The following is a 16,500-nucleotide window of genomic DNA, read 5'->3' on the forward strand; positions in this document are numbered from 1 at the left end:
CACTCCCCTTCACCGCCCGCAGGCGGCGAAGGGGGCAGCGCTTATTTCAGGCAGCTGGAGCACTGGCCGGCCTGGATCTTCTGGAAGAAGTCATTGCCTTTGTCATCCACCAGGATAAACGCCGGGAAATCCTCCACTTCGATTTTCCAGATCGCTTCCATGCCCAGCTCAGGATACTCCACGCACTCCAGGCTCTTGATGCTCTGCTGCGCCAGCACTGCCGCCGGGCCGCCGATGCTGCCGAGATAGAAACCGCCGTGTTTGTGACAGGCATCCGTCACCTGCTGGCTGCGGTTGCCTTTCGCCAGCATGATCATGCTGCCGCCGTGGGACTGCAGCAGATCGACGTAAGAGTCCATACGCCCGGCGGTGGTTGGCCCCAGCGAACCGGACGCGTAGCCCTCCGGCGTTTTGGCCGGGCCGGCGTAGTAGATCGGGTGATCCTTGACGTACTGCGGCAGCCCTTCACCACGATCCAGACGCTCTTTCAGCTTGGCGTGCGCGATATCGCGGCCGACGATGATGGTGCCGCTCAGCGACAGACGGGTGGAAACCGGGTACTGCGACAGCTGTTTGAGGATCTCGGCCATCGGGCGGTTGAGATCGACTTTGATCGCTTCACCTTCCCCGGCCTGACGCAGCTCCTGAGGAATGAATTTACCCGGATTGTGCTCCAGTTTTTCCAGCCAGATGCCATCGCGGTTGATCTTGCCTTTGATGTTGCGGTCCGCCGAGCAGGAAACGCCCATGCCGACCGGGCAGGACGCGCCGTGGCGCGGCAGACGCACCACGCGGATATCGTGCGCGAAGTATTTGCCGCCGAACTGCGCGCCCAGACCCAGATTCTGCGCTTCTTGCAGCAGTTCCGCTTCGAGTTCCAGATCGCGGAACGCCTGGCCATGCTCGTTGCCCTCGGTTGGCAGGCCATCGTAATACTTGGTCGAGGCCAGCTTGACGGTTTTCAGCGTCGCTTCCGCCGAGGTGCCGCCGATGACGAACGCCACGTGGTACGGCGGGCAAGCCGCGGTGCCTAACGTGCGCATCTTGTCGACCAGGTAGTTTTTCAGTTTGCCCGGCGACAGCAGCGCCTTGGTTTCCTGATACAGATAGGTTTTGTTGGCGGAACCGCCGCCCTTGGCGATGCACAGGAACTTGTACTCTTCGCCGTCCACGCTGTAGAGATCGATCTGCGCCGGCAGGTTGCTGCCGGTATTGACCTCTTTATACATATCCAGCGCGGCGTTCTGCGAATAGCGCAGGTTCTCTTCGATGTAGGTGTTGTACACCCCGCGCGACAACGCCGCTTCATCGCCGCCGCCGGTCCAGACGCGCTGGCCCTTTTTGCCGACGATGATCGCCGTGCCGGTGTCCTGGCAGGTCGGTAAAATACCCTTGGCGGCGATTTCTGAGTTACGCAAAAATTGCAGCGCAACGTACTTGTCGTTTTCGCTGGCATCCGGATCGTCGAGGATATCGGCCACCTGCTGCTGGTGCGCCGGGCGCAGCATGAACGAGGCGTCGTGGAACGCATGCTGGGCAAGCAGGGTTAACGCTTCAGGGGCAACTTTCAGAATTTCCTGGCCTTCAAATTCGCTCACGGAAACGTGGTCGCGGCTCAGCAGGTAGTATTCGGTATCGTCTTTCTTCAGCGGGAACGGATCTTGATAGTGGAACGGTTTATTCGACATTGATCTCTCACTTGCAACATCAGCTGCGTTAAATTCACACTTGCGGCGCACGGCTCGGCGCCTTGTCAAAAAACTGCCTCCACCTTACGTATTTTTAATCAGTCAGTTATTGCGCCAAATCGCAAAATAACCGCTCTTTGCGTAAGGGGTTACCACAGGCGGCGTTTCAACCTTGCTCGGTGAGAACTGCGGGTACAGGCTCATCATGCACGCTTTATTATCCCGCAGTTAACACATTGATTACAATCCATCGGCGGCGATCGCCTTATCAATGTGGCGAAAAACCGGCGCGCGGCGCCAAGAAAGCGTCGGATGCGGATTTAGGCCGGGGCATATTGTCAGCCGCCGCGCCATTGCTTAAGCTAGGCCGCAATGAACAAACCAAGAATCCCCATCGCGCTGCAACAAGCGGTGATGCGCTGCCTGCGAGAAAAGCTGCAGTTGGCACGCCGGCATTTTGCCGTCGAGTTCCCCGAACCCAGCATCGTCTATCAGCAACGCGGCACCAGCGCGGGCACCGCCTGGCTGCAAAGCTGGGAAATCCGCCTGAATCCGGTACTGCTGCTGGAAAACCAACAGCCGTTTATCGATGAAGTGGTGCCGCACGAGTTGGCGCACCTGCTGGTATTTCGCCAATTCGGCCGGGTGGCGCCGCACGGCCGCGAATGGCGCTGGATGATGGAAAGCGTACTACTGACCCCCGCCAGCCGCACTCACCGCTTCGAAACCGCCTCGGTGCAAAGCAAAACCTTCCCCTACCGCTGCGGCTGCGGGCAGCACCAGCTCACCATTCGCCGCCATAACCGCGTGCTGCGCGGCGAAAGCGAGTACCGCTGCCGCCGGTGCGGCGAAAAACTGAAATTTCTCGCTATCGAGAACCTTTAGTTAAACGATTTATACGTTAAAACAAGCAAATATCGCCATTTGCCACTGCCGGCAAGTTCCGTTACCCTGCCTGCTTTTCCAATTTTGAGCTGTTTTGGAATATGCTTCGCAGAATTTTGTTTATGGCGGTTTTCGCCGCAGGCGCCGTACAGGCACACGGCATCAATAACTTTTCTCAGGCCAAGGCGGCGGCGGCCAAGATTAACCAGGATGCGCCGGGCAGTTTTTACTGCGGCTGCCGCATCGATTGGCAAGGCAAGAAGGGCATCCCGGATCTCGCCGGCTGCGGCTATCAGGTGCGTAAAAACGCCCAGCGCGCGCAGCGCATCGAGTGGGAACACGTGGTGCCGGCCTGGCAGTTCGGCCACCAGCTGCAGTGCTGGCAGGACGGTGGGCGCAAGAACTGCAACAAAGACGCCACCTATCGCCAGATAGAAATCGATCTGCACAACCTGCAGCCGGCGATCGGCGAAGTGAACGGCGACCGCAATAACTTCATGTACAGCCAATGGAACGGCGGCGCAGGCCAATACGGGCAATGCCCGATGAAGGTGGACTTCAAGCATAAACAGGCGGAGCCGCCCGCCCGCGCACGCGGCGCTATTGCCCGCACCTACTTCTACATGCGCGATCGCTACCAACTGCGGCTGTCACGCCAGCAAACCCAGCTGTTCGAGGTGTGGAACCGGCAATATCCGGTGAGCCAATGGGAATGTCAGCGTGAAGCACGTATCGCCAAGGTGCAGGGCAACCACAACCCCTATATTCAACAGGCTTGTCAGCAGCAGAAAAGCTAACCTACTATAGCCTTTATCTTTCATGGCGCCGCCAACCCGCGGCGCCGTTTCGTCAGGATCAGACTACCCATGCGCATACCCCGCATTTACCATCCGCAGCCGTTGACCGATCGGGCGGAGATCGCCCTGAGCGAAGACGCCGCCAACCACGTCGGGCGCGTGCTGCGCATGAGCGCCGGCCAGGCGCTGCAGCTGTTCGACGGCAGCAACCAGGTGTTCGACGCCGAGATAGTCCGGGTGGACAAAAAGAGCGTGCTGGTGCGCCTCGGCGACGGCCGCGTGGATGACATCGAATCGCCGCTCAACCTGCATCTGGGCCAGGTCATCTCGCGCGGCGAGAAGATGGAGTTCACCATTCAGAAGTCCATCGAGCTGGGCGTCAACGTCATTACCCCGCTGTTTTCCGAGCGCTGCGGCGTCAAACTGGACGGCGAGCGTCTGGCGAAGAAAATCCAGCAATGGCAAAAGATCGCCATCGCCGCCTGCGAACAGTGCGGCCGCAACCGCATTCCCGAAATCCGCGAGGCGATGTCGCTGGAAGCCTGGTGCGCCGAGCAGGACGGCAGCCTGAAGCTCAACCTGCATCCGCGCGCCAGTCACAGCATCAACACCCTGCCGCAGCCGGTAGACCGCGTCCGCCTGCTGATCGGCCCGGAAGGCGGTTTGTCCGCCGACGAAATCGCCATGACCACCGACCACGGATTTACTGATATTCTGTTGGGACCACGCGTTCTGCGTACCGAAACCACAGCGCTCACCGCCATTACCGCTCTGCAGGTCCGTTTCGGCGACCTGGGTTAAAGGAGAAAAGATGATTAAGCTCGGCATCGTGATGGACCCTATCGATTCCATCAACATCAAGAAAGACACCAGCTTCGCCATGCTGCTCGAAGCGCAGCGCCGCGGTTACGAATTGCACTACATGGAGATGAACGATCTCTATCTGCACGCCGGTGACGGGCGCGCCCGCACCCGCCTGCTGAGCGTGAAGGAAGACAAGGAGAACTGGTTCAACTTCGGCGCCGAGCAGGATCTGGCGCTGCACGATCTGGACGTGATCCTGATGCGCAAGGATCCGCCGTTCGATACCGAATACATTTACGCGACCTACATTCTGGAGCGCGCCGAGGTCAAAGGCACGCTGGTGGTCAACAAGCCGCAAAGCCTGCGCGACTGCAACGAGAAGCTGTTCACCGCCTGGTTCCCGGAACTGACGCCGGACACGCTGGTCAGCCGCAGCGCCGCGCACATCCGCAAATTCCACCAGCAGCACGGCGACGTCATCCTGAAGCCGCTGGACGGCATGGGCGGCGCGTCTATCTTCCGTGTGAAGCAGGACGATCCTAACCTGTCGGTGATCATCGAAACCCTGACCGAACACGGCAGCCGTTTCTGCATGGCGCAGAACTTCCTGCCGGCGATCAAGGACGGCGACAAACGCATCCTGGTGGTGGACGGCGAGCCGGTGCCTTACTGCCTGGCGCGCATTCCGGCGCAGGGCGAGACCCGTGGCAACCTGGCGGCCGGCGGCCGCGGCGAAGCGCGTCCGCTGAGCGAGAGCGACTGGAAAATCGCCCGCGCCGTCGCGCCGACGCTGAAAGAGAAAGGGCTGATCTTCGTCGGCCTGGACGTGATCGGCGATCGCCTGACCGAGATCAACGTGACCAGCCCAACCTGCGCGCGCGAAATTGAGGCGGCATTCCCCATCTCGATTACCGGCATGCTGATGGACGCGATTGAAAAGCGCCTGGCGGCGAAGTAATGCGCATGCGGGCGGCAAGCCGCCCGCTATCCAGCATCGCGCCCGCCAAAGCGCGCCTTTGCACGCGGCTTGAAAGGCAGCGGGTATAGCCGCATACTGTCGGCTGTTTATTTTCTCACCCATTGATTACCTTATACTAACGCCATGAATTTACAGCACCATTTTCTGATCGCCATGCCCACCCTGCAGGATCCTCGCTTCAAGCGCTCGGTGATTTACGTCTGCGAGCATAACGAAGAAGGCGCCATGGGTTTGGTGATCAATAAACCGGTGGAGCAGTTCACGGTAGCCACGGTACTGAGCAAGCTGAAGATCATGCCACCTGCGCGCGATCCGGCCATCAGCCTGGACAAGCCGGTGTTCGCCGGCGGCCCGCTGGCGGACGATCGCGGGTTTATCCTGCATACGCCGCGCCACGGCTTCGGCGCCAGCATTCAAATCTCCCCCAACACCATGATCACCACCTCGAAAGACGTGCTGGAAACGCTCGGCACCCCGGAACAACCGGACGACGTGCTGGTGGCGCTGGGTTATGCGGGCTGGGAAAAGGGCCAGCTGGAGCAGGAGGTGTTGGAGAACGCCTGGCTGACCATCGAAGCCAACACCGACATTCTGTTCCGCACGCCGATCGCCAGCCGTTGGCGCGAGGCGGGGAACCTCCTGGGTATCGACATTCGCAGCATCGCCAACCACGCAGGACACGCCTGATGAGCAACCGCACCATTATCGCCTTCGACTTCGGCACCAAAAGCATCGGCGCGGCCGTCGGCCAGGAGTTGACCGGCAGCGCCCGCGCCCTGCCGGCTTTCAAAGCGCAGGACGGCTCGCCGGACTGGCTGAAAATCGAAAAGCTGCTGAAGGAGTGGCAGCCGGATCTGGTGGTGGTCGGCCTGCCGCTGAACATGGACGGCACCGAACAACCGGTGACCGCCCAGGCGCGCAAGTTCGCCAACCGCCTGCACGGCCGCTTCGGCATCCAGATCGATCTGCATGACGAGCGCCTGAGCACCGTGGAAGCGCGCGCCAACCTGTTCGATCGCGGCGGCTTCCGCGCGCTCGACAAAGGCAGCGTGGACTCCGCCTCTGCGGTGGTGATCCTCGAAAGCTGGTTCGAACGGCAGTTGAGTTAACCCCCCGTTCCCTCCCCCGCACACTCCCCCAACACGCCGGCGTCGATCCGCTGCTGCAAACCTTGCTCAAAGGTTTGCATGCCGGACTGCGCGCCGGTTTGCAACACGCTCGCCAACTGATGGGTTTTTCCTTCGCGGATCAGGTTGCTGACCGCCGCCGTCGCCGTCAGCACCTCAAAGATTGCCACTCGCCCGCCGCCGGGCCGCCTCATCAGCTTTTGCGCGATCACCGCCTGCAGGCTGCCGGCCAGTTGGGCGCGCACATAGGGTTTCTCTTCCGCCGGAAACACGTCCACCAGCCGTTCCACCGCCTGCGGCGCGCTGCGGGTGTGCAGCGTCGCCAGCACCAGATGCCCGGTCTCCGCCGCGGTGAGCGCCAGCCGGATGGTGGCGATATCGCGCAGCTCACCCAGCAGGATCACATCCGGATCTTCACGCAGCGCGGCGCGCAACGCCGCATCGAAGCTGTGAGTGTCGCGGCCGATCTCCCGCTGCTGGATCAGCGAACGTCGGCTGCGGTGCAGGAATTCGATCGGATCCTCCAGCGTCAAAATGTGCCGCGACTGGTGCCGGTTGATCTCGTCGATCATCGCCGCCAGCGTGGTGGACTTGCCGCTGCCGGTGGCACCAGTGACCAGGAGAAGCCCATCGTCGCGCCGCAGCAGCGCCGATACGATGGCCGGCGCCGCCAGCTCGGCAAGCGAAGGCGCCTGCCCGGCGACACGCCGCAATGCGAGAGACATCCCCACGTTTTGCTGAAAAACGTTGGCCCGCAGCCGCTCCCCGCCCGGCCTGTGCAGCGCCAGATCGACCTGCCCCAGCCGCAGCAGGCTCTCGCGCTGCTGCGCATTCAGCAATCCGTCGCAGAGGGTCTGCACGCCTTGCGCCGTCAGCATTGGCACCGCTGCCAGCGGGTGCAGTTCGCCGTCGATGCGCAACATCGGCGGATGGCCGGCACAAAGGTGCAGATCGGAAGCGTTATGCTTTACACTAAGGGCCACGAATTCATCGATATCCATATCACTCTCCTGGGTCAATAATGAGCACTATCCAACAGAACCTGCAGGATGTCAGAAACCGCATCGCGGCCGCCGCGCAAAACTGCGCGCGGGCGCCAGAAGAAGTTGCCCTGCTTGCAGTCAGCAAAACCAAACCTGTGGCGGCGATCGAAGAAGCCATCGCCGCCGGCCAACGCGCCTTCGGCGAGAACTACGTGCAGGAAGGGGTAGACAAGATCCGGCATTTCGCCGAGTCTTCGCAGGGCGGCGAGTTGGTGTGGCACTTTATCGGCCCGCTGCAATCCAATAAGAGTCGGCTGGTGGCGGAACACTTCGCCTGGTGCCATACCGTAGATCGGCTGCGCATCGCCCAGCGCCTGAGCGATCAGCGCCCGGTCGACATGCCGCCGCTCAACGTGCTGATTCAAATCAACATCAGCGACGAGCAAAGCAAATCCGGCATCGCGCTGGCCGAGCTGCCGGCGCTGGCGGAAGCGATTGCCGGACTGCCGAACCTGACGCTGCGCGGCCTGATGGCCATTCCGGCGCCGGAAGCGGATTACCAGCGGCAGCTGGCGGTATTCAGCCGGATGCACGACGCCTTTCTCGCCCTGCGTCAGCGTTATCCGCAGGCCGATACGCTATCGATGGGCATGACGGACGATATGGCGGCGGCGATCGCCGCAGGCAGCACACTGGTGCGCATCGGCACCGCAATTTTTGGCGCCCGCGACTACTCGCAGGCCTGACAAACAGACGAGGGATTTGATGCAACATCGCAAGATTACCTTTATCGGCGCCGGCAACATGGCGCGTGCAATCATCGCCGGCCTGGTGGCGGGCGGCTATCCGGCCAAATCCATCAGCGTCTGCGCCCCTTCACCGAAAAACCGTGACGCGCTGGCGGCGGACTACGGCATCGTCAGCAGCGGCGATAACGTCGCCTGCGCGCGCGAGGCCGACGTAGTGGTGCTGGCGGTCAAACCGCAGCTGATGGCCGACGTTTGCCAACCGCTGCGCGAGCAGGTCGATTTCGGCGGCAAACTGGTGCTGTCGATCGCCGCCGGCATTCAGGTCAGCCGTTTCTATCAGCTGCTCGGCGACAAGCTGAACATCGTGCGTATCATGCCCAACACCCCGTCGCTGGTCGGCAAGGGCATGAGCGGATTGTACGCACCGGCGCAGGTCAGCCGGCAGGATCGCGATTACACCGGCGATTTAATGGCATCGGTCGGTAAAGTTTGCTGGGTCGATGACGAAAATGGCATCAACGGCGTGATCGCCGCCGCGGGCAGCGCCCCGGCCTATTTCTTCCTGTTTATGGAAGCGATGCAAAAAGAGGCCGAACGCATGGGCTTCGACAGCCAGACCGCGCGCGATCTGGTGCAGCAGGCTGCTTCCGGCGCCGCCGCCTTGGTAGAAGCCAACCCGGATACGCCGCTGGGCACGCTGCGCGAGCAGGTCACCTCCAAAGGCGGCACCACCGCCGAAGCGCTGCGGGTGTTCAACGAACGCCAGTTGCCGGAAACCGTGGCACAAGCGATGCAGGCCGCCGTTGCCCGCGCCCAAGAGATGGAAAAATTATTTTAAATAACCATGAGTTAAGGAGAAGGACCACTTCATGCTAACGCTGACTTTCCTGGTCAAGACCGTTATTGATCTGTACGTGATGGTGCTGTTGCTGCGCATTTGGATGCAATGGACGCGCACCGATTTTTACAACCCGTTCTCGCAGTTTGTGGTGAAGATCACTCAGCCGGTCGTCGGCCCGCTGCGCCGCATCATCCCGTCGCTGGGGCCTATCGACAGCGCTTCGCTGTTGCTGGCGTTCCTGCTGATGACCATCAAGTACCCGCTGCTGCTGCTGATCCAGGGCGGCGCGATATCGCTCAGCCCCTATAACCTGCTGTTCGGTCTGATCTCACTGGTGAAGTCTGCCGGCTACCTGATCTTCTGGGTGATGATCATTCGTGCGCTGATGAGCTGGATCAGTCAGGGCCGCAGCCCGATCGACTACGTGATGTACCAACTGACCGAACCCTTGATGGCGCCGATCCGTCGCATCATCCCGGCGATGGGCGGTATCGACTTTTCCGCCATGGTGGTAATCCTGATCCTCTATCTGATCAACTACCTGGGCATGGATCTGTTCGGCGAGATCTGGTTCCTGCTGTGAGTGCAGTCACTCCGGTGCTGGACGGGCTGGCGATCAGGCTATATATTCAGCCGAAAGCCAGCCGCGACCAAATTATCGGCTTGCATGGCGACGAACTGAAAGTCGCCATCACCGCCCCGCCGGTCGACGGCCAAGCCAACGCCCATTTGATCAAGTTTATCGCCAAGCAGTTCAAAGTGGCGAAAAGCAGCGTCACCATCGAGAAAGGCGAACTGGGGCGGCATAAACAGTTACGCATCGTGAATCCGCAACAGATCCCCGCCGTGGTCGCGGCGCTCATCGAATAATTTTCAAGGTAGTCATTATGCAAAAAGTCGTTCTTGCCACCGGTAACCCGGGCAAAGTGCGCGAACTTGCCGACCTGTTGGCCGATTTCGGCCTGGACGTGGTCGCGCAAACCGATCTGGGCGTGGAATCCGCCGAAGAAACCGGGCTGACGTTTATCGAAAACGCCATTCTGAAAGCGCGCCATGCGGCACAGGTCACCGGCCTGCCGGCGATCGCCGACGACTCCGGCCTGGCGGTCGACGCGCTGGGCGGCGCGCCGGGCATCTACTCCGCACGCTATGCCGGTAAAGACGCCGACGATCGGCAGAACCTCGATAAGCTGCTGGCAGCGCTGAAAGACGTGTCGCCGGGCCGGCGCGGCGCGCAATTCCACTGCGTGCTGGTCTATCTGCGCCATGCAGAAGATCCGACGCCGCTGGTGTTCCACGGCAGCTGGGCCGGCGAAATCACCGAGCAGGCCGCCGGTGAAGGCGGCTTCGGTTACGATCCTGTCTTCTACGTGCCGGAGCTGGGCCGCACCGCCGCCGAGCTGAGCCGCGACGAGAAGCGGGCGATGTCGCACCGCGGCAAGGCGCTGAAACTGATGTTGGAAGCCATGCGCAATGCTTAAGCTGCCCCCGCTGAGTCTCTACATCCACATCCCGTGGTGCGTGCAGAAATGCCCGTACTGCGACTTCAACTCCCATGCGCTGAAGGGTGACGTGCCGCATCAGGAGTATGTCGATCATCTGTTGGCGGATCTGGATGCCGATCTGCCGCTGGCCGGCGGCCGGGAGATAAGCACCATCTTCATCGGCGGCGGCACCCCCAGCCTGCTGAGCGCCGAGGCGATGCAAGCCTTGCTGGACGGCGTGCGGGCGCGCATTCGCGTCGCCGACGACGCCGAAATCACCATGGAGGCCAACCCCGGCACCGTGGAGGCCGATCGCTTCAGTGGCTACCAGCGCGCCGGCGTCAATCGCATCTCCATCGGAGTGCAAAGCTTCAGCGCCGAGAAGCTGACCCGCTTAGGACGCATCCACGGCCCGGAAGAGGCCAAGCGCGCGGCGACGCTGGCGACCGGCCTTGGCCTACGCAGCTTCAACCTCGATCTGATGCACGGCCTGCCGGATCAGTCGCTGGAAGAGGCGCTGGACGATCTGCGCCAGGCTATCGCCCTCAATCCGCCGCACCTGTCGTGGTATCAGCTGACCATCGAGCCGAACACCCTGTTCAGCTCGCGCCCGCCGGTTTTGCCGGACGACGACGCGCTGTGGGATATCTTCGAACGCGGCCACCAGCTGCTGAGCGCCGCCGGCTATCAACAGTATGAAACCTCGGCCTACGCCAAGCCGGGCTTCCAATGCCAGCACAACCTCAACTACTGGCGCTTCGGCGACTACCTGGGGATCGGCTGCGGCGCGCACGGCAAGGTGACCTTCAGCGACGGGCGCATCCTGCGCACCGCCAAGACCAAGCACCCGCGCGGCTTTATGCGCGGCGACTACATGGACAAGCAGCATGAGGTGGCGGCGGCGGATCGGCCGTTCGAATTCTTCATGAACCGCTTCCGCCTGTTGGAAGCCGCGCCGCGCGCCGACTTCGTCAACTACACCGGGCTGGCGGAAAGCGTCATTCGCCCACAGCTGGACGAAGCGCTGGCCAAAGGCTATCTGGAAGAAACCGCGGAGCACTGGCAGATCACCGAGAAGGGCAAACTGTTCCTCAACTCGCTGCTGGAACTGTTCCTGGCGGACGACGAGTAAAAAAAAGCGCTGAATAATCAGCGCTTTTTTCATGTTCAGGCGGCATTATGAGGGCGGTGCGTCACGTCGCCACGCCCCTTCAGCAGCCCGTCAACGGAAACATCCTCGTCCAACGCGTCCCAATGGATGCCGCGAGCGCTGAACTCATACCCCGCCCGCTGTTCTTCCGTCGCATTCAACAAACGGGGAAACCAGGCCAGCGGCACACCAATAATTCTGGCGTCACTCAGTTCGACCCACATCGTCGTATCGTCAAAGCTGACGCGTTTAGCCGAAATACTCATGCCAAGCCTCCAAAAACAATGCCTGATAGGTCTCAACCAGACCAGCCAACTCTTTTAGCGTTCTGGCGTTAAAGCCGTCATTACGCGCCAACTGCACGCCAGGAACCAACCAAAATTTCGCTTCAGCCTCAGCGTCTCTGATATGAACATGCGGCGGCTCAAGCGGGTCACCCTCATTCGAATAAAAAAAGAACCTATAGCCTTTATAACGGAATATCACTGGCATCAATGCAAAATCCTTTTGCCGATTGATTATAGTTTAGCCAGTTTCTCAGATAGCCGTCGTGAGGTCAAAGAACGCACGGCGGCTATGCCTACCCGTTACTTCAACGCCTTCAGCAGATCCTTGCGCTGGGTTTCCAGTGCGGTGACGCGGTTGCAAACGTCGCGGCCGAAGTTCTGGAAGTCCTGCTCCTGGTTGTTCCATTCGTTCTGGATCGCCTTCTGCAAGCCGCCCAGATTGCCCATGATCGCCTGCAGCGGGTTGCCGCCGCTGTTGGCGGCCTGTTTGACGCCCATCTCGTTCAGGCTGTCCTGCAGCACCCCGCCCATGCTCTGCTGCACGATGTTGCGGCCGTCCTGTTCCACCTGGTCGATCGCCTTGTGGTGGAAGGTCAGGCCGTCGCTGCGGTGTTCGATGATGCGGTTCATCTGCTGTTTCAACTGGCCGTTCAGAGTGGTCAGTCGGTTGCGCACGTTGCTGTTGCTGCCCAGCTCTTTGACGATCACTTTATCCAGCGACGAACGGGCTTTCTCCAGGTGCTGCTGCGCGCCGTCGTCGATCCACGGCAGTTGTTTGCGCAGCGCGCTCTGGTAGCTGAAGGCTTTCTGCCGCTGGCTGTCGTTCAGGCTCAGCGCCTGGCCATTGCGGATCACGTCGCCATCCGGCGAAATTTGCAGGTCGCCGCTGGCGCCTTTCACCTGCACGCTCTGCGGGCTGATGATCACATCATCCTGGGGTTTAACGCTGCATTGGTACTCGGCGTGGGCCTGCACGGCAGTCGCCGCCAGCAGCAGTAAGGCTAACCCGGTTTTCTTCAACATAGCTTCTCCTGACTCCCATCCAGATTGGGATTAAAAAATCGAACGACCGATACGTTGAGACAACAGTTCCAGCGCCGCAGTTCCCGCCAGCGAGTTGCCGGAAGCATCCAGCTCCGGCGACCAGACGACGATCGACAACTCGCCCGGCACGATGGCCACGATGCCGCCGCCCACGCCGGACTTGCCCGGCATTCCCACCCGATAGGCGAATTCGCCGGCGCCGTCGTACATCCCGCTGGTCATCATCAGAGCATTGATCTGCCGGGCCTGCAGCGGGCTGATCACCGCCTCGCCGTTGAGATCGCGGCCGTGATTGGCCAGATAGACGAAGCTGCGCGCCAGCTCCACACAACTCATGCGCAGCGCGCAGTAGTGGAAATAGGTTTGCAGCACGGTGATCACGTCGTTCTCGAAGTTGCCGAACGACTTCATCAGATAGGCGATGGCCGCATTGCGATCGGAGTGTTCAAACTCGGAGCGCGCCACCCGCAGATCATAGGCCAGGTCGTCTTCGCCGGCTAGCTGGCGCACCACCTCGAGCATGCGCTGTTTGGGGGCGCTGAGCCGGGTTTGCAGCATGTCGCACACCACCAGCGCGCCGGGGTTGATAAACGGATTGCGCGGTTTGCCCTGCTCCATCTCCAGCTGCAGCAGCGAGTTGAACGGCAGGCCGGAAGGCTCTTTGCCGACGCGCCGCCAAATCTCAGGCTCCTGATAGCGCGTCAACGCCAGCGTCAGGCTCAGCACTTTGGAGATCGACTGAATGGAGAAGCGCTCCGCGGCGTCGCCGGCCTGGAACAGTTCGCCGTCCACCGTGCAGACGGCGATCGCCAGCCGATCGGCGGGCACTTCCGCCAACGCCGGGATGTAGTCGGCCACTTTCCCCTGGCCAATCAGCGGGCGTACCTGTTGCAGGATCTCCTCCAGCAACGCGTTATCCAATGTTGTTACCACCGCGGTCACACTCCGGGCAAAACAAAGGCGCCGTTAAGGCACCTGAGATCAATAAAACGGCGCGGCGCGAAGCCGCGCTCATCGGGCAAGCGCGATCAATCCCACCAGATATCGAACAGATCGCTGACCTTAACGTCAGTCAGTTTGCGCGCTTCCAGCCAGTTTTTCACCAGCTCGCGCTGTTCGTCGGTGCAGTGGCCGATCTTCTGCAGGCAGATCAGACCTTCCCACTGCAGGTAGCCGCTGCCGTCAAACGCCAGGCCGTTCGGCTCGATCACTTCATCGATGAAGGTATCCAGCGTGCTGTCGATGTCTTCCACCGACGTGCCTTCGGCGAAGCGCCAGGCTACGGAGAAACCCAGCTCCTGAAATTCTTCAATGTGTAGCTTTTTACGTAAACGACGACTGCGGTTCTTAGCCATTATTCTTTCCTCTCAAACATCAAGTCCCAAACGCCATGTCCCAGGCGCTGGCCGCGTAATTCAAATTTCGTCAGTGGGCGCGAATCCGGACGCGGCACGTAATCATTATCGCTGGAAAGATTACGGTAGCCTGCGACCCCGTTCATAACCTCTAACATATGTTCCGCATAAGGTTGCCAATCGGTGGCCATGTGGAAGACGCCGCCGGTCTTCAGCTTGCGCAGCACCAGTTCGACAAACGGCGTTTGCACGATGCGGCGCTTGTTGTGACGCGCCTTGTGCCACGGATCGGGGAAGAACAGCTGCACCATGTCCAGCGAGCCGTCCGGGATCATGTTTTCCAGCACCTCAACCGCGTCGTGGCACATCACGCGCAGGTTGCTCAGCTTCGCCTCGTGGGCGTCGGCCAGGCAGGCGCCCACGCCCGGCGAGTGCACTTCGATCCCTAAAAAGTTCTGCTGCGGGTTGTTGCCCGCCATGGTCACCAGCGAGGCGCCCATGCCAAAACCGATCTCCAGCACCGTCGGCGCGTCGCGGCCGAACAGCGCGGCGAGATTGACAGCGTCAGCCTGATACTCCACGCCCATCACCGGCCAATAGTTCTCCAGCGCGTGCTGCTGGCCTTTGGTCAGCCGCCCCTGGCGGCGGACAAAACTGCGGATACGGCGCATCGCGCGGCCGTTCTCATCAAATTCCGGGGAGATGACGTCATTAATCATAGTGCTTTCTGTCTGTTTGGCTGCCAATTAGGGAAACGCGCATTATGCAAAGATACATTGGTTTAGCAAGTGTTCATCTTCTGTACCCGCCGTGCGGCGTCGGAAAGTTCCGGTTTACAGCACCATGACTCTATGCTGCAATCTCGCTTCATTTTCTGCCGGATAACGACGCTGCTCATGATGCAAGCACAACAATTCGCACAGGTGGTGCTTGACTGGTATCAGCGCTACGGCCGCAAGACCCTGCCGTGGCAGCTGGAAAAAACCGCCTATCAAGTATGGCTCTCCGAGGTGATGTTGCAACAGACCCAGGTTGCCACCGTCATTCCTTATTTTCAGCGTTTTATGGCCCGTTTTCCCAACGTGCGCGCGCTGGCGGAGGCCCCGCTCGACGAAGTGCTGCATCTGTGGACCGGGCTCGGCTATTACGCCCGCGCCCGCAACCTGCACAAGGCGGCGCAGACCATTGTCGCACAGCACGGCGGCGAGTTCCCGACAACCTTCGCAGAAATCGCCGATTTACCGGGCGTCGGCCGCTCCACCGCCGGCGCGGTGCTGTCGTTGGCGCTGGGCCAACACTATCCGATCCTCGACGGCAACGTGAAGCGCGTGCTGGCCCGCTGCTACGCGGTGGAAGGCTGGCCTGGCAAGAAAGAGGTCGAAAACCGGCTGTGGAAAATCAGCGAAGAGGTCACCCCGGCGCAGGGCGTCGGCCAGTTCAACCAGGCGATGATGGATCTGGGCGCCATGGTCTGCACCCGCTCCAAGCCCAAGTGTGAACTCTGCCCGCTCAACGTCGGCTGCCTGTCTTACGCCAACCACAGCTGGGCCAACTACCCCGGCAAAAAACCCAAGCAGACCCTGCCGGAAAAAACCGCCTACTTCTTATTGCTGCAGCACGGCGACCGCGTGTGGCTGGAACAGCGCCCGGCGGTGGGGCTGTGGGGCGGCCTGTTCTGCTTCCCGCAGTTCAGCGCGCGCGTGGATTTGGAACTCTGGCTGCAGCAGCGCGGTCTGAAAGGCAAGCGCCTGGAACAGCTGACCGCGTTTCGCCACACGTTCAGCCATTTCCATCTCGATATCGTGCCGATGTGGCTGTCGCTCGACTCGGCGGGCAGCGGCATGGATGAGGGCGCAGGTCTCTGGTATAACTTAGCGCAGCCGCCGTCGGTCGGGCTGGCAGCGCCGGTAGATCGCCTGTTGCAACAGCTGGCGAAACAGCCCCCGATCCAACAAAACTTATATGGCGATAGCGCCATCGATGAGGAATTAGCATGAGCCGCACCATTTTTTGTACTTTCCTGCAGCGCGACGCCGAAGGCCAGGACTTCCAGCTTTATCCCGGCGACGTCGGCAAGCGCATCTACAACGAGATCTCCAAGGAAGCCTGGGGCGAGTGGATGAAGAAGCAGACCATGCTGATCAACGAGAAGAAGCTGAACATGATGAACGTGGACGACCGCAAACTGCTGGAAGAGGAAATGATCAAGTTCCTGTTCGAAGGGCACGACGTGCACATCGAAGGCTATACGCCGCCGAGCGAATAACGCTGTTGGGGCCAGGCGCTGGCCCGCTTCAATCCTCCTATACTTCTTCCAAACGGCTTTA

At 60.8% G+C, this 16,500-nt stretch carries 22 protein-coding genes; 14 read left to right on the forward strand and 8 right to left on the reverse strand.

Translation table 11 applies throughout. The annotated features are described in order from the left end of the window. Window positions 1–41: 41 nt before the first annotated feature. On the reverse strand, window positions 42–1,688 hold the full coding sequence (gene fumA / locus ACYF6X_RS20500; RefSeq protein WP_033635936.1) for a class I fumarate hydratase FumA: 1,647 nt from the start codon (window positions 1,686–1,688) through the stop codon (window positions 42–44). A 372-nt stretch (window positions 1,689–2,060) separates the two neighbouring features. Here fumA and ACYF6X_RS20505 point away from each other — a divergent pair, with 372 nt between their 5' ends. The 6 genes from ACYF6X_RS20505 (at window position 2,061) to ruvX (ending at window position 6,262) form a co-directional block, all read left to right on the forward strand. Beyond that, entirely contained in the window at window positions 2,061–2,573 is a 513-nt protein-coding gene (locus ACYF6X_RS20505; protein WP_107227031.1) for a SprT family zinc-dependent metalloprotease, read from the forward strand. Window positions 2,574–2,674: 101 nt separating this feature from the next. After that, window positions 2,675–3,370: a deoxyribonuclease I gene (gene endA / locus ACYF6X_RS20510; RefSeq protein WP_063988712.1), complete on the forward strand. Its 696-nt coding sequence runs from the start codon at window positions 2,675–2,677 to the stop codon at window positions 3,368–3,370. Window positions 3,371–3,439: 69 nt separating this feature from the next. Continuing rightward, window positions 3,440–4,171, forward strand: coding sequence for a 16S rRNA (uracil(1498)-N(3))-methyltransferase (gene rsmE / locus ACYF6X_RS20515; protein ID WP_049194742.1), 732 nt, complete (start codon window positions 3,440–3,442; stop codon window positions 4,169–4,171). Between the two features lie 10 nt (window positions 4,172–4,181). Continuing rightward, a complete protein-coding gene (gene gshB / locus ACYF6X_RS20520) occupies window positions 4,182–5,132 on the forward strand; it encodes a glutathione synthase (protein ID WP_063988711.1) in 951 nt (316 codons plus the stop codon). Between the two features lie 144 nt (window positions 5,133–5,276). After that, window positions 5,277–5,840: a YqgE/AlgH family protein gene (locus ACYF6X_RS20525; RefSeq protein ID WP_033635940.1), complete on the forward strand. Its 564-nt coding sequence runs from the start codon at window positions 5,277–5,279 to the stop codon at window positions 5,838–5,840. Beyond that, window positions 5,840–6,262: a Holliday junction resolvase RuvX gene (gene ruvX, locus ACYF6X_RS20530; RefSeq protein WP_063988710.1), complete on the forward strand. Its 423-nt coding sequence runs from the start codon at window positions 5,840–5,842 to the stop codon at window positions 6,260–6,262. Before ACYF6X_RS20525 ends, ruvX begins: the two co-directional genes overlap by 1 nt. Here ruvX and ACYF6X_RS20535 read toward each other — a convergent pair. Further along, entirely contained in the window at window positions 6,259–7,281 is a 1,023-nt protein-coding gene (locus ACYF6X_RS20535; protein ID WP_197816964.1) for a type IV pilus twitching motility protein PilT, read from the reverse strand. The genes ruvX and ACYF6X_RS20535 overlap by 4 nt on opposite strands. Before the next feature lie 20 nt (window positions 7,282–7,301). Between ACYF6X_RS20535 and ACYF6X_RS20540 the strand changes: the two genes are divergently transcribed. The 6 genes from ACYF6X_RS20540 to hemW are packed head-to-tail and all read left to right on the forward strand — an operon-like array spanning window position 7,302 to window position 11,469. Continuing rightward, on the forward strand, window positions 7,302–8,009 hold the full coding sequence (locus tag ACYF6X_RS20540) for a YggS family pyridoxal phosphate-dependent enzyme (RefSeq protein ID WP_149559971.1): 708 nt from the start codon (window positions 7,302–7,304) through the stop codon (window positions 8,007–8,009). A gap of 19 nt (window positions 8,010–8,028) precedes the next feature. After that, the gene (gene proC / locus ACYF6X_RS20545) at window positions 8,029–8,850 is read left to right on the forward strand and encodes a pyrroline-5-carboxylate reductase (RefSeq protein WP_063988707.1); all 822 of its coding nucleotides are present in this window, start codon (window positions 8,029–8,031) and stop codon (window positions 8,848–8,850) included. Between the two features lie 31 nt (window positions 8,851–8,881). After that, entirely contained in the window at window positions 8,882–9,436 is a 555-nt protein-coding gene (locus ACYF6X_RS20550; RefSeq protein ID WP_063988706.1) for a YggT family protein, read from the forward strand. Then, window positions 9,433–9,723: a DUF167 family protein YggU gene (gene yggU, locus ACYF6X_RS20555; RefSeq protein ID WP_033649585.1), complete on the forward strand. Its 291-nt coding sequence runs from the start codon at window positions 9,433–9,435 to the stop codon at window positions 9,721–9,723. The genes ACYF6X_RS20550 and yggU overlap by 4 nt, the downstream gene beginning before the upstream one ends. Window positions 9,724–9,740: 17 nt before the next feature. Next, window positions 9,741–10,334 carry an XTP/dITP diphosphatase gene (locus tag ACYF6X_RS20560; protein ID WP_130018806.1) on the forward strand — a complete coding sequence of 198 codons (594 nt, stop codon included), beginning with the start codon at window positions 9,741–9,743 and terminating at the stop codon, window positions 10,332–10,334. Then, a complete protein-coding gene (gene hemW, locus ACYF6X_RS20565) occupies window positions 10,327–11,469 on the forward strand; it encodes a radical SAM family heme chaperone HemW (RefSeq protein ID WP_060434548.1) in 1,143 nt (380 codons plus the stop codon). Before ACYF6X_RS20560 ends, hemW begins: the two co-directional genes overlap by 8 nt. A 35-nt stretch (window positions 11,470–11,504) precedes the next feature. Here hemW and ACYF6X_RS20570 read toward each other — a convergent pair whose 3' ends face one another. The 6 genes from ACYF6X_RS20570 to trmB form a co-directional block, all read right to left on the reverse strand. Further along, window positions 11,505–11,753: a DUF2442 domain-containing protein gene (locus ACYF6X_RS20570; RefSeq protein ID WP_130018805.1), complete on the reverse strand. Its 249-nt coding sequence runs from the start codon at window positions 11,751–11,753 to the stop codon at window positions 11,505–11,507. Next, window positions 11,737–11,979, reverse strand: a complete 243-nt coding sequence (locus tag ACYF6X_RS20575) for a DUF4160 domain-containing protein (RefSeq protein WP_130018804.1) — start codon at window positions 11,977–11,979, stop codon at window positions 11,737–11,739. Before ACYF6X_RS20575 ends, ACYF6X_RS20570 begins: the two co-directional genes overlap by 17 nt. 95 nt (window positions 11,980–12,074) lie before the next feature. After that, entirely contained in the window at window positions 12,075–12,797 is a 723-nt protein-coding gene (locus ACYF6X_RS20580; RefSeq protein WP_063988704.1) for a YggN family protein, read from the reverse strand. 30 nt (window positions 12,798–12,827) lie between these two features. Then, window positions 12,828–13,751, reverse strand: coding sequence for a glutaminase B (glsB, locus tag ACYF6X_RS20585; RefSeq protein WP_047730848.1), 924 nt, complete (start codon window positions 13,749–13,751; stop codon window positions 12,828–12,830). 95 nt (window positions 13,752–13,846) lie between these two features. Beyond that, complete coding sequence (locus ACYF6X_RS20590; RefSeq protein WP_019456098.1) at window positions 13,847–14,173, reverse strand: YggL family protein; 327 nt, start codon at window positions 14,171–14,173, stop codon at window positions 13,847–13,849. Beyond that, on the reverse strand, window positions 14,173–14,892 hold the full coding sequence (gene trmB, locus ACYF6X_RS20595) for a tRNA (guanosine(46)-N7)-methyltransferase TrmB (RefSeq protein ID WP_063988703.1): 720 nt from the start codon (window positions 14,890–14,892) through the stop codon (window positions 14,173–14,175). Before trmB ends, ACYF6X_RS20590 begins: the two co-directional genes overlap by 1 nt. A gap of 177 nt (window positions 14,893–15,069) precedes the next feature. On the opposite strand from trmB, the gene mutY reads away from it, so the two are divergent. Both mutY and ACYF6X_RS20605 read left to right on the forward strand, forming a co-directional pair. Next, the gene (gene mutY / locus ACYF6X_RS20600) at window positions 15,070–16,170 is read left to right on the forward strand and encodes an A/G-specific adenine glycosylase (RefSeq protein ID WP_233221899.1); all 1,101 of its coding nucleotides are present in this window, start codon (window positions 15,070–15,072) and stop codon (window positions 16,168–16,170) included. Further along, the gene (locus tag ACYF6X_RS20605; RefSeq protein WP_004937404.1) at window positions 16,167–16,439 is read left to right on the forward strand and encodes an oxidative damage protection protein; all 273 of its coding nucleotides are present in this window, start codon (window positions 16,167–16,169) and stop codon (window positions 16,437–16,439) included. Before mutY ends, ACYF6X_RS20605 begins: the two co-directional genes overlap by 4 nt. Window positions 16,440–16,500 lie beyond the last annotated feature (61 nt).

This window comes from Serratia sp. ID 25-353 (genome assembly GCF_054792795.1).